At 45.6% G+C, this 13,585-nt stretch carries 12 protein-coding genes; all 12 read right to left on the bottom strand.

All coding sequences use genetic code 11. The features are described from left to right. Window position 1 precedes the first annotated feature (1 nt). A complete protein-coding gene (locus tag NYR53_RS13470; protein ID WP_261305648.1) occupies window positions 2–292 on the bottom strand; it encodes a putative quinol monooxygenase in 291 nt (96 codons plus the stop codon). Between the two features lie 36 nt (window positions 293–328). Beyond that, the gene (locus NYR53_RS13465) at window positions 329–964 is read right to left on the bottom strand and encodes a nitroreductase family protein (RefSeq protein WP_261305647.1); all 636 of its coding nucleotides are present in this window, start codon (window positions 962–964) and stop codon (window positions 329–331) included. Next, entirely contained in the window at window positions 936–1,406 is a 471-nt protein-coding gene (locus NYR53_RS13460) for a MarR family winged helix-turn-helix transcriptional regulator (protein WP_261305646.1), read from the bottom strand. The genes NYR53_RS13465 and NYR53_RS13460 overlap by 29 nt, the downstream gene beginning before the upstream one ends. A 305-nt stretch (window positions 1,407–1,711) precedes the next feature. Next, the gene (locus NYR53_RS13455) at window positions 1,712–2,581 is read right to left on the bottom strand and encodes a sugar phosphate isomerase/epimerase family protein (protein ID WP_261305645.1); all 870 of its coding nucleotides are present in this window, start codon (window positions 2,579–2,581) and stop codon (window positions 1,712–1,714) included. A gap of 29 nt (window positions 2,582–2,610) precedes the next feature. Then, entirely contained in the window at window positions 2,611–3,573 is a 963-nt protein-coding gene (locus NYR53_RS13450; RefSeq protein ID WP_261305644.1) for a Gfo/Idh/MocA family protein, read from the bottom strand. 20 nt (window positions 3,574–3,593) lie between these two features. After that, a complete protein-coding gene (locus NYR53_RS13445; protein WP_261305643.1) occupies window positions 3,594–4,427 on the bottom strand; it encodes a carbohydrate ABC transporter permease in 834 nt (277 codons plus the stop codon). Window positions 4,428–4,443: 16 nt separating this feature from the next. Continuing rightward, complete coding sequence (locus NYR53_RS13440; RefSeq protein WP_261306359.1) at window positions 4,444–5,394, bottom strand: carbohydrate ABC transporter permease; 951 nt, start codon at window positions 5,392–5,394, stop codon at window positions 4,444–4,446. A gap of 84 nt (window positions 5,395–5,478) precedes the next feature. After that, entirely contained in the window at window positions 5,479–6,885 is a 1,407-nt protein-coding gene (locus tag NYR53_RS13435; protein WP_261305642.1) for an ABC transporter substrate-binding protein, read from the bottom strand. A 113-nt stretch (window positions 6,886–6,998) separates the two neighbouring features. Beyond that, window positions 6,999–8,777 carry a cache domain-containing sensor histidine kinase gene (locus tag NYR53_RS13430; RefSeq protein ID WP_261305641.1) on the bottom strand — a complete coding sequence of 593 codons (1,779 nt, stop codon included), beginning with the start codon at window positions 8,775–8,777 and terminating at the stop codon, window positions 6,999–7,001. Window positions 8,778–8,798: 21 nt separating this feature from the next. Continuing rightward, complete coding sequence (locus NYR53_RS13425; RefSeq protein ID WP_261305640.1) at window positions 8,799–10,400, bottom strand: response regulator transcription factor; 1,602 nt, start codon at window positions 10,398–10,400, stop codon at window positions 8,799–8,801. 302 nt (window positions 10,401–10,702) lie between these two features. Beyond that, window positions 10,703–11,269, bottom strand: a complete 567-nt coding sequence (locus NYR53_RS13420) for an NADPH-dependent FMN reductase (RefSeq protein WP_261305639.1) — start codon at window positions 11,267–11,269, stop codon at window positions 10,703–10,705. Window positions 11,270–11,412: 143 nt separating this feature from the next. Further along, entirely contained in the window at window positions 11,413–13,452 is a 2,040-nt protein-coding gene (locus NYR53_RS13415; protein ID WP_261305638.1) for a Na+/H+ antiporter, read from the bottom strand. Window positions 13,453–13,585: the final 133 nt, after the last annotated feature.

Genomic DNA, 13,585 nt, shown 5'->3' with positions numbered 1-13,585 from the left:
TTTATACGGGTTGTCCATGATAGGCTTTTACCTGTAAGGGAGCGATCAGGAAATTCCCAGCTTGACCAACAAAAGAAGTGAAATGATCACTAGCATTATGACTGGCAATTGCTGCTTGATCTTGCCAAACTTCAACCATGATAAACTTATTTTCTATTTCTGTATCTTTGAGCAAATCGTATGAAATATTGCCAACTTCAGCTCTCGACGCGGCTATTAATGGTTGAATCTCGTTTAGAAATGCTTCGTGTTTGCCTGGATCAACTTTGAATTCTGCATGAATAATAATCATTGTACGTTGGTCCTCCATTCTTCGATTAAGTAGTGACTAGCTCCATTGAGTGATGGTGTCGATTGGAAGACGTACAGATTTATGACCGCCATCAGCAGCTTTACCGATTGAAATAAGCATAACGGGAACATAACGATTTTTATCTAATCCAAAAGCTTCGGCAATTTTATCTTTTTCAAAACCACCGATTGGATTTGTATCATAACCATGCGCGCGTGCTACAAGCATCAGCTGCATAGATACAAGACCAGCATCAATAAGAACTGTTTCTTTATTTACAACCGGATCAAGAGCTGCGAAGTGTGGTTTTATTTTAGCTAGTGACATTTCTTTTACCTCTAAAGGCATATAGCCCAATTCGACCGCCTTGCCGAAAATTTCATCGGCGTAATCTGAATTGTTTAAATCACCAAATACAGCAATGACTGCGGATGATGTTTCGACTTGAACTTGGTTAAATTTAGCAAGCGGCGCGAGTGCTGCTTTACCTTCAGCGCTTTCGATAACAACGAATCGCCAAGGCTGCATATTTATGGAAGAAGGCGCGAGCGTTGCTTCTTTCAGGATGTCCGTCATCTCTTCACGACTAATTTTGACGGATGGGTCGTACTTTTTTATTGAACGTCGTCCTGTAATGATTTCTTTAAAATCGTTCGTTTTTGTGTAATTCATTTGTATTTTCCTCTCTGTATTGGCTAATATTCGTTAACATGCGTTGGAACATATCTGAGAGCCTATTGCGCTCTTCTTCGTTAAAATCTTTAAACATCTGAGCAATGAATTGTGCTTTTTCTTCCTTGAAAGAAATAATTTCTGTTCGTCCATGATCTGTAAGACGTACGAGAGTGACCCGATTATCGTCAGGATTCATACGCCGTGAAACTATTCCGCTTGCTTCCAGCTGTTTTAAATGACGCGTAACGGCTGCGCTGTCAATGTTAACCTCTTTTTGCAGCGTAGTTTGACTAATTTCATCAACCTGATAAAGCTGATGTAAGAGACGAAGCCGCGACGGACTAATGCCCGTACAACGTTCAAATTTAGTGCTTATTTGCTTATTGAGGCTCAGAAATTTATCAAATAAATCGGTTTCGTTGACATCGGAATGGGGCAAAATATACCTCCTTAAATCGTACCAGCAGCTTCTTGGGGGGATATCGACTATAGTGGGTATCAACGTTGTACTTTATACAACAATTTAGTCCAATTATTCCCGAAAAATTATTGATAAGTCAATTGTTGATTCATCAATCATTGATATATCAACTAATATAGAGGAACTTAGTTAAAACTTCAAGTGTTTCAAAAAATTAAGCCGTAGTAAATTATGGAATGCTGCACCACAACGACAAAAAGCCTACTCCGACAGTTGCAAACTGAACGGGATAGGCTTATATGAAGGTGGATCTTCTACCGATCTTATTTGAAATACAAACCCAAATGCTCCACTGCTTTAACGATACCTTCCTGCTCTTTCTCCAGTGTTCCCCAAAAGCGATGATCTTCAAGCTCAATGCTGACGGCGCCTTGATACCCCAGACGATCTAGTCTCACGGCGACCTTGCTCCATTCGACCGCACCGTGACCGGGAATCGTATACCGCCAAGATCCTTCGGAAAATCCGTATTTGGCGCCGAAGGTCGCCGGCAAGACGCCGCATTCATATAACTCGTCATGCAATATTTCGGTATCTTTGCCATGGCAATGGTTAATTCTTTCGCCGAATTCGGTCAATGCCCTCAAATAATCGATTCCAAGCCTTACCATATGGGACGGATCGTAATTGAGGCCGAAATGTTTGGATGGGATCGCCTCGAACATGGCGCGCCACATCTCCGGCGTACAGCCGATCGTCGGATAGTGAGGAGCCGGTCCCGGCCAGCCCTCAATAGCTATATAAACGCCTTGGCGCTCCGCGTGGCGAACAAGCTCCGGGAATGTGTCCTTCCAAATCGCGAAACTCTCATGACGCGGGATGGTATGATCCTCTGGCACAAGGCACATGAACATAATCTTCGCTCCAAGCGCAGCCATTTCCGTCATCTGCTGCTTGACCGCTCCCGCCGCGGCTTCCCGGCGGGCTTCATCTTTGCTTAACAGCGAGCTGGTCTGTACCGCATCCACGGAACCGATGCCGATTCCTGCCTTATCGCAGATTTGTTTGACTTCCCGATTCAATTGCGGAACGTCAAGTACGTCCAAGCCCGCTCCGGCAGCCCATACGGCAGCTCGCTCCAACCCTTCAGCGCCGATCTTGGGCGGAATGCGCATTCCAATTGGCATCTTCATGTTCGTCTCTCCCTCATATTTCCATTGGCTTAGTAAGGCTTATATCCGGACGCTTGATAGATCATCTCTGTAAACTTTACAACTTTCAAGGCAAAGGAACCCGGCACCTTCACTTCATGGCGCCCTAGGATGGCGTCAATAAAGCTCTTATCCTGATTCGTCTTTTCCTTCGGCAGCTCTGGCACGACAGGTTTCTGTCCGAGGCGGCGGATTGTAATATTGCCATTGTCGTAAAAAATGCCCCCATCTTCGCCGCAAAATACATAGGTTTCATGCCAGCAAGGGGCATAACCGACAATATTCAATCCGGCGACAGCGCCTTCAGCGAACCGGATCGATGTAAAGGAGTCGATCTCCACCGGCGCCCCCTGCAGATGCAGGCTTGGTTTAACTTCAACCGGCGTGAGGCCCGTAGTCCAGAGCAGCACATCGATGATATGGCTGCCGGAATCCATCAACATGCCGCCACCCGAAAGCTCCGGAACTTGTCTCCACAATCCAGTTGTTCCTTGTTTCCATTCCTGATACAAAGAAGCCGTAATCGACGTCAGCCTGCCGATTTCACCGTTTGCGATCGCGTTGCGAATGAATAGAAATTCCGGCTGAAAATGGCGTTGGTATGAGACCTGCATCACTTTACCCGCCTTCTCCGCAGTTGCGATCAATTGCTCTGCTTCCTCCGATGAGCAGGTCATCGGTTTCTCAATCAACACATGCAGCCCATTATTCAGCACATCGGTTGCTTGTTGAAAGTGCAGCGTATGAGGTGAGCAAATGACCACGGCATCCAATTCCGCCTGATTCAGCATCTCTCGATATTCAGTAAAATGCTGCACCTTGGCAAGGCCAAACTTGGCAGCAAACTTCTCCCGGTTCGCGGCACTCGTATCACAAAGCGCGGCAATTTCCACCTCCTCTAATTCCAACAGTTGACGTCCATGCAATTGAGAAATGCCGCCGGTTCCAATCATACCAATACGAATTTTGCTCATCGAATAACTAGCCTCCTCTTTCATTTAATACCTGAAAAAGTAATTCCGCGGATAAACGCTCTTTGCACGAGGAAGTACAACACAATAATCGGCAAAGTAATCATAACCAGCGTAGCCATCATCATCTGCCATTCCGCCCCGTGTTGAGACTTAAACGCCTGCATACCGAGCATCAGTGTATACTGGCTCTCATCCGACAAATAAATGAGCGGTCCCTGATAGTCCGTCCAACTGCCCATGAACTGGAATAGGGCAATTGTCAATAATGCGGGACGGCATAGCGGCAGCATAATTTGCCAATAAATCCGAGGCTCTGAAGCGCCGTCAATCCGAGCAGCGTCTTCCAGCTCCCTCGGTAATCCCATAAAAAACTGCCGGAGCAAGAAAATGAAAAAGGGTGCGCCGAAAAAGGCCGGCAGCCAAAGCGGGATATTAGTTCCTACCCAGCCGAAATTTTTGAATGCGATAAAAATAGGAATCATCGTTACTTGATAAGGCAGCATCATAACGATGAGCGTAATGGCAAAAAGCGGCTTCGCCCCCTTCCACGGAATTCTGGCCAAACTATAAGCGACCAGCGGGCAGGAAAATAAAACCGCAAAAGTCGATAGGCCTGCAATCGTAAGTGTGTTCGACAAATATTTAAAAAAGGGAATATAGTCTAGAGCGGCAGGATAATTGCTCCACGCCATAACGCTCGGAATCCACACTGGTGGCCACTGAAACAATTCATTGTTCGCTTTGAGCGAAGTGGAGACCATCCATAAAAACGGCGACAGAAAAAAGGCGCCAATCACAATTAATACGACGTGTGCGCATACTTTTTGAAAAGTTCCAAGTCCGGTGCTTCCCATGACAATCTCTCCCTTCCTATTCTTTTCCTTGATAATGGACCCAGCGCTTCTGAGAGACAAAGATTAGCGCTGTTAAAATGACCACGATTAAGAAAAGAATCCAGGCCATGGCAGAAGCATATCCCATCTTTAAATATCCGAAACCGTTCGTATATAAATACATCACGTAAAACATCATAGAATTGGCCGGTGTGCCCTGACCGTTCGTGAGCGTATAAGGCAGGACAAAATTTTGCAGAGCGCTGATCGTACCCATAATTAAATTGAAAAAAATGACGGGCGTTAACAGTGGCAGCGTAATCGTCTTCGTCCGCTGCCATGCACTGGCTCCGTCGACGTTGGCGGCATCGTAGTAATCTTGTGGGATGTCCTGCAGACCCGCCAGGTAAATAACAACCGCCTGCCCTGTTCCCCATAAACTCATCAGAATCAAAGATGGCTTAGACCAGGCCTCGCTACCAATCCATGGCGGGCCTTCGATGCCGAGTCTATCCAACCAATAGTTCACAAGCCCGAACTGCGGATTTAGCAGCCAAAGCCAAATAATCGTCGTCGCAACGGGCGGAACCAAACTAGGGATAAAAAATAGCGTTCTATATATCCCTTGACCACGTATTTTCAAATTCAGGAGGAGGGCTAGTCCTACGCCTACCGCCATGCTGAGCGGAACGAAAATGACCGTATAGTACAAGGTATTATACATACTAATCCAAAAGACCCTATCCTGAAAAAGAATTGCGTAATTATGGAATCCTACGAACTCTCCCGGCTCAAGGATGCTGTAGGTGGTTAGGCTGTAGTAAGCTGACATGACTAACGGGAAAGCGTGAAAGAGAAGCAGGCCGACAATCCAGGGCAGTGCGAAGATAAAGCCGAACATGGCAATCTTTTTTTCGAATCGCGTTTTCCTTTTTTTAACCAAATCTGTTGAAGCCATTATTTTCTTTTCGGAAGATTTTGTATCCATCACAGTCAATGCTATTCCCTCCTTTTCAACTAAAAAGATAGAGGGCAACGCTGTTCGCCCTGCCCTCTATCTTTAAAGCAACATTTAATTGCCCATCTTAGCCAATTCCCCATCTACATTCTTTTTCACTTCATCAAGGAGCGCTTGTGCGTCCCCTTTTCCATGAATCGCTAAATCCTGAACCCGCATCGCTTCGTTCCATAAGAAAGCGCCAACTGGTGTAACGGGTCTTGTGAAGGCTGTAGGCATTAAGTCCAGAAATACTTTCAGGTTCGCATTATCGGACAGTTTCAACTCCTCGTTAACGCTCGGCATAGCCGTAATATCATTACCGGCTTTCGGCCGTTTTGCCCAGAGCAATGTGCCTTCCTTATGCGCTACAAATTTTACGAATTCCCACGCTTCTTTCGGATGCTTGGAGCCTTTCGGAATGACATACGACCAACCGCCCGCCCATGTCACTGATTTATTGCCTTCAGCCGCCGGCATCGGAGCTACGCCCCAATCGAAGTTTAGCTTGTATTTTGCCAAATCGTTCAAAATCCAGTTTCCATCGAACTCAAATCCAACCTTTCCCGTCCAGAACGGGTTCATGCCCGTTTGTCCCATCGCGTCCGAGAAGCTGGTTAGGTTGCCGATATCATACTTTTTGGCGTAGTTGGCCATCCACGCAAGCGCCTTCACATTTTGCGGATCGTTCGGTGTCAAATTATGATTGCTATCCTCCCATTTACCTCCCCAGTTCCATGCTTGGGTATAGAGGAACCCTTGATTCATCCATGGAATGAAGCCAATTTGTGAGTATTTGTTGTTGCTGCCTTTTTTGAAAATTTTATCGGCCATTTGATCCAATTCTTGAATCGTTTGCGGCGGTTTATTCGGATCAAGTCCGGCTTCTTTCATTAACGTCTTGTTGTAAAACATACCTCGATTGTCAGTGCCCCAAGGCAAGGCATATACCTTATCTTTATAGACGGTTTCGGACCAAAGCCCTTTATAATAATCATTCGGAGAAATGCCGCTGCTCTTCACAAATTCCGATAAGTCCGTCAGAGAGCCTTTCGCCGCCCAGGAACCGATCAAGAATCGGTCGAACAGAGCGACGTCGGGCGGATTGCCGCCTGCGATGGCTGTAAGTAATTTATCGGAGGCCTGTGTTTGACCTGTCGTCTCGACGAATGTCATTTTCACTTTAATATCAGGATGCTGCTTTTCGAATACATCGACAACATTAGCTTTAAAATCCTTTTGATAGTCTCCGCCCCACGGAAACCAAAAATCGATCGTAACGGGTCCGCTCGAGCTTGCAGAAGCTTTAGGGCTGCTGCTTTCCGTACTTTTGACTTCTGTCCCTTTATTGTTTGGACTGCTGGATGTGGTGTTCGTCGAACTGCAACCAGCTATTGCCAAAGCCATCGTCATCGTTGCAGCCAAAGGCAGTGCAACTAACTTTTTGTTTTGCCAACCAATTCGTCCCTTTTCATTGTTCATATTTGTCCTCCTTTATGTTTGTCGCTCGCTTATGAGCTTATCCTTATTGTAGGCGCTTTCACTTCTTTCCTTTAACGAGGGGATTTTTGTTTTTAGTGTGTTATTTTTGTTTGTTATCGTAATGGGATGACTAAGGTGACTTTCGTGCCTACATTCGTTGTACTCTCAATGAAGAGCCCGAAGTCCTTGCCATAAGTTAATTTGATTTGCGAATTAATATTTCTCAGGGCAAAATTATGTTCTCCGACTACCTCTTCACTTGCCATCACTTCTGTTAGCTCCGCCATTTTATCAGGTTCGATCCCGATACCGTCGTCCTCAACTTCGAAATAAAGAATTTGGCCTTCCATTCTCCATCTGATGTCTAAGCGACCGCTTCCCCGCTTATTTTCTAAGCCGTGATAAATCGCGTTCTCCACTAGCGGTTGAAAGACGAATTTCAGGACCCGGTAGTGCAGTATCGACGGATCTATATTCATGCTCACCGTAAATTTGTCCTGATACCTCACCTTTTGTATCGACAAATAACTTTCTAGCAATTCGGAACTTTCCTTGACGGTGACAAAATCGTTCCCCTCGCTTAAACTGATCCTCAGATATTTGGACAAACCGAAGATCATCGTGCTGATCTCATCGACTTTATAAATACGGGAAATCCAATGAATGGAATCCAGCGTATTGTATACAAAATGAGCGTTAATTTGAGAGGCCATCATCTTCAATTGCGTTTCTTTTTTTAATAGTTTTTGAATATATACTTCATCGATTAAATCCTTGATTCTCGTAACCATCGTATTAAAACTATGAAATAACATGCCGAATTCGTCGCTTCGACCATTCGTAATTTGAACGTCGAAGTCGCCTTCTCTCGCCATGCGCATGGACCAGAGCAGCATCCTGACAGGCTTATGCATTTGCTTGGCGACTAAGAAAGCAAGCGCGATGGCCACAACGCTGAATCCAATGACCAGATACACCGTGTAGTAACCGATTTCTCTCGAATCGTTGACGAGATTTTGGATCGGCGCCATGCCGACAAGCTTCCAATCGGTTAGCTTCGATTGATCATAGACCACCATCACTTCCTTGTCATCGACCACCTCGGTTAAAAACCCACTGTCTTCATGCGGAAGCTTCAGCCCGGAAGGCCGCATAAGCCGGGAACCATCCGAATCAGCTACAACCGTGTCATTACCGTCGACGATAAACGTATGGCCTTGCGCCTGAAAATCAACCTCGGACAAAAATTGCTGGATGGGCTCAGGATCAAACTCCATGATCAGCACACCCAGAGATTGGTCGAGATTATCGAAGTTTTTGATGGATCTGCCGAGCACAAACACAGGTTTATTGTCTTCGTCGTTATTGGACTTAACAAGAGGCGAACGAATGCCATACCATACCACCTGACCGTTCGCAGCTCTGATTTGCTTGTACCAATCTTGTGTTTGTTCTTCACTACTCACCATTGGAATCTCGGCAAAGCCGTTGTTCGTAAACCGGTAGGAAGCGCTGCGTTCACCTAAAATATAAATGTTCAGCATATCGTTCTTTACGTTAACCAAATTGGACAAAAACTTGGCGATTTGCTGATTGTTGTAACTCTGATCATAGCTTTCCCGATATTCTCCGACGATGCCTTTCTGGATTTCCTTGTTAGCAAAAATGAGCAAAGACCGGTTATCATACTCGTTCATTAACAATTCGAGCCGCCTGTCGGCCTGCTGCACAGTTTGCCAAGCCACTTGTGACACTTTGGAACTAATGATATCGTTGGCTTTATGATAGGATAGATACCCCATCAACATGATGGAAACGGACATACTTGCAAAAAATAAAATGAATAATTTATAGCCTATCGAACGCCATTTTAAATGAGCATGAAGATTCAAACAGACTCCCCCTCAATCATCTTACTTGACGCCTAAATCCCGATACTGGGCAGGGGTCATCCCCTCTTGCTCTTTGAAAAGCTTTACAAAATGTCGAAAATCCTGATAACCTACCCGTTCGGCCACCTCATATATTTTAAGCGTCGAATCTTTGAGAAGGTCCTTTGCCTTGTCCATCCTTAGGCGAATTAGATATTTGCTGAACGTCTCGCCTGTATTCTCATGAAAAATTTTGCTGAAATAGGATGGATTTAGAAATAAATGTTCGGCTACCTGGTTCATCATGATCGCTTCCGTAAAATGCTGTTCCATATACTTGATAGCCATATCGATGAACCTTTTCCGATTTCCCAAGGTATTGTGGCCATATTGGAATTGGCGGACAACTGCGAGCAGCTCGTCTTTCATCTCCGGCAAAGCACAGTAAGGAATAATAAGTTTTTTTCTGACGGAGTGCTGCTCGGTGGAATAGCTTGACTCCAATTTCTTATCCATTTCACTGAACAACGTTGTTAAGCCGGTTCGCAATTGATACGGCGAATATTTCACCCGACTCATTTGTAAATGTGCAATCAGCTCATCAATCAATTCGCTGAGCGCGGCTTCATCGCCCAGTTTCACAGCATGCACGAACCGAATACCCCAACCATTTGGCCCTATATATGGCTGAACTTGTAGAGGTTTAAGCTGCTCTAACCGCTCTGTATCGTATACCTTTCCATAACCATCATAGAACGCATAAGCGCCAGCATACACAGCTGCTCGGAAAGATGCATGGATGTTAGTGTACTCGCATATTTGGCTGCTTCCAATATTGATCCCGATCCCCAAATACCGCCGGCATGCTTCAATGAGAGATTCCATAATGCTTCCGCTCCCTCGGTCATCTTCATTTATTGGAGACAGCAGAACGGCCAGATCCGTATCTTCATGATTATCCAAGGGGCATGTTATTATCTTCCCCCCCACTTTACCGATTTCTTTAGCGATATTGCCAATGGCATGTCGAAGTACATAATGCTCCTTCGGATTATTTTCATGCGGCCCCCAATCATACACTTTCACAATGCTCACCTTCAAACGATTGGGGTCCAAATGAATATTCAGCCGATCCCATAGCGTCCTCAGATATTGATTTGAAGCGCTTTCATTTATGAGAAGAGTTTCAAGGTAGCGCTGCCGGGCCAGAGGTAAGCTTTCACGAATACGTTCTGACATCTGGATAAATTCAAGATGATCTTCTTTCTCGCTCTTTATTTGACTAACACATTTGCGTACAACGTCCAGCATCTGCGTTTCCTCGATTGGTTTAAGCACGTAGTCAACTGCCCCGTATCGCATAGCCTTCTGGGCGTAACTGAAATCACTGTATCCGCTAATAATAATAATTTTCGAAGAGAGTTTGCGATTCTTGAGCGTTTCAATCAAAGCAAGACCGTCCATCCGCGGCATTTTGATATCCGTGATGATGATATCCGGTATCCGGCTTTGGATGATTCTTAACGCCTCTTCTCCGTCCTCCGCATCTCCAATCACTTCGACTCCTTCAGCTTGCCAATCAATGGTAGAACACAACCCTTGACGAACCCATCTTTCATCATCAACGATTAATAAAGAATACATAAGCAATCTCCTCACGTTTCATGGTAAGAGTAACATTCAATATGCATCACTTTATCTAGTTGTCTTTTCCCATACTTTACAATAATAAACGGATTATGAAAAGAATAACCCGCTTCTCATCGCCATCGGACAACTCGGTTATCACCAATACTTCAAAGGAAAAGAGCCCCTCTAATTTCACATTAGAAGGGGCCCTGGTATCTGTCACTTTCAGTTTCCGTACAAGTCAAACAAATAAACTTCACTGTGTGCTGACCAGTCCGACCAGCTAATCGAAGGTTTCATAGGTTATGCTTACATCCTTACTGCTCATTCAACCTTTGTACCTGGTCTATCCATTGCATAAACGATTGTACATAACGCTGCAGATACTTGCGGGTCGTTTCATCTGTGAGCTTGCGAGTATCTGAATCAATTTTATCCAAAACTTGAGATATATACATTTTTTGAGCCGGCAACACATAGGACTGGGTGGCATCCAACGTTTGCCTAATTTGCTGCTGCGACAGAATCGTTCCTTTTGCACCAGGCGTTCCACCTATCACACCTGCAGGTTTATGAATTAGGACGGCTGTTTTGGTTGGTGTCGATGCCCAGTCCAGTGCATTTTTCAGCACACCCGGAATTCCTGAGTTATACTCCGGGCTAACGATGATGATGCCATCTGTCTTTTGAATCGCTTCACGATACTGCATAACTGGGTCTGGCCCTTCTCCATGATCCAAATCCGCGTTATATAAGGGAAGATTCGCAATCGAGATGTATTCATATTCTGCTGAATCTACGAGTTCAGGAATCGTATTTGCAATCATTTGATTAAACGAATTTTCCCTTAAACTACCAACAATAATCCCTATTCTTTTCAACATCAGCCAACCTCCTGATAAATATTTAGAAACCATTCACTTTCAATCATATAATACTTTCCTCATTTTGTGTGGAATGGCTTTCGTTTATGGCATGATAAAAAGAAAAATGCCCGATTGCTCAGGCATTCTCTAACCGCTCATGATCAACCAATCTCCTCAAGCTCATACAGCGATGCTTCCCTGTTGCGTATGATTCGCCGCAGCAAGGATGCCATGTCACGCGTGATGTCTCCCCGCTCGAAAAACGCTTGTACAGCATCGCGCTCCGCTTGTATGGCGATCCAGTGGAGCTCGCGTCGGCAATCGTTGAACGACGCATCCTTGCGTCGCGAGCCGAAGGTGAACCTTCGTAGCCTATCCAGCATTTGCTGATAATAGTCCAGTACGCCTTCTGTTGCATCATCGCTTTGTAGGGCGCAGCGTTTGGAGAATTCATCGACGACGGCTTGGCTGCATTGCATTTTCAGCGTACGAATCGCAGTCATATCAGGTTCGATGTAACTAGTTACCAGTTTAGGCTGGGAGATGGACGTCATCAGCATTTTCAAGCGTCGCCAGATGTTCTTGACGATGACTTTGCCTAGATCCAGCTTATTGGCTAGAATGAGCTCTACTTGCTCCAGCATCTTCAAATAATAATTTGCCTGTTCGCGGCTAACTTGCCCGTTCACCAAACGCTCGTTCACATATTTGCGCTCTATATTCAGCGCCAGCAGGCGCATCCCTGCTTCTTCCTGCTGAAAACGCGGGTGTCGTTTCCATGTGCCATTCTTTTGTCCAAGCTGCTGCATCATGAGTTTATAGTCGCCAATCACAGTGTCTACAGCGACCTCGTTCTTCTCGGTACTCGTTTTCTGGAGTGTCCGCACAGCAGCAGTCATGACCTCGATTTGCCACTCGCGCTCCATCCGTTCCCTCTCAGCATCACCAGCTGTGCTTTTCTTCTTTGCAAGCAGCGGCAGAACGATACTCGCCGTCAACAGCGAGAATAAAATGACAGTCGCCGCAAGAAAAATAATGAGATCTCTCTGAGGAAAGGGAGCGCCATTTTGAAGGACAAGCGGAATGGAGAACGCACCGGCCAACGTCACCGCTCCACGCACACCTGAAATAGCTGTTAATGTCAGCATACGCAAGCTGGGCACCTCTTGATTCTTATTCCCAAACCAGCGCCCTCCTCTAGCGAACAGAAACGTCCACGCAAAACGCAGCAGTAACAACAGAACAAAAATGAGAATGGCATAACAGATGACTTTGACATTATCGAAATTCGGGTCGCTTAGAATCGTCCGGGATACGCCCGGGATTTGCAAACCCAGAAGGACAAAGACCAACCCATTTAAAACAAACAAAATGACAGACCATGTTGCATTAGATACATTTTGGAGAGTCGGCATCGTAAACGCCATACGTTCGTTCTCGATTGCATGCACCAGCCCCCCCGCGACAGCTGCCAAAATACCCGATACGCCAAGTTCCTCGGCAATCAAATAGAGCAGAAAAGGCGTCAAAATTTGCAGCAGCATGTGCATCGTCTCATCCTCAAGTCCTGCGCGACGCAGCAGCTGACGAATGCCAATAATAAGAAAAGCGACTAGAGCCCCGATCAGTAAGCCTCCTATGGAGATGACGAGAAAGCTTAGACTTGCCTTTGGTAGAGAAAAAACACCGGTGACCGCCGCGGCTATGGCGAACTTGAAGGCAACGAGACCCGATGCATCGTTCATCAAAGCTTCCCCTTCTAACAGCCGCTTCAAGCTTTTAGGCAAATGAATCCGCCCGGCTAAAGAGCTGACTGCTACGGCATCTGTTGGAGACAGGATAGCGGCTAACCCGAAAGCGGCAGCAAGAGGGATCGAAGGAATCAACCAGTGAACGACATATCCTACGACGCACACCGTTATGAAAACTAGGCCCACCGACAAAAGAAGAATCGGAGCGCGCAATTTCCAAAGCTCATCTCGCGGTGTATGCTTTCCATCGTTATACAACAACGGGGCAATAAACAAAAGGAAGAACAATTCCGGTTCCAGGTGCAAGTGAATGCCAAGAGGCATGATTACCAGTAAGGCGCCTAATGCAATCTGGATAAGGGGGACGGGAATGAACGGAACGAAGCGGTTTACGACATTCGATACACCAATCAGAACCAATAGGATGAGAATAATAATAAAAACGTTCAAGCGATTATCTCCTCCCCCGAATAGTTCAATAGATTTCTAAGGATCACTATGGACATATTTGCCATCCGACTACGACGTACTTTTGTAATATTTCAATATTTCCCAAAAGAATCCTTCCCCATCCATGCAAAAA

Source organism: Paenibacillus andongensis, assembly GCF_025369935.1.
GTDB lineage: Bacteria > Bacillota > Bacilli > Paenibacillales > NBRC-103111 > Paenibacillus_E > Paenibacillus_E andongensis.
The sequence above is the reverse complement of the archived record's forward strand: the minus strand, read 5'-3'. Positions and strand labels throughout refer to the sequence as shown.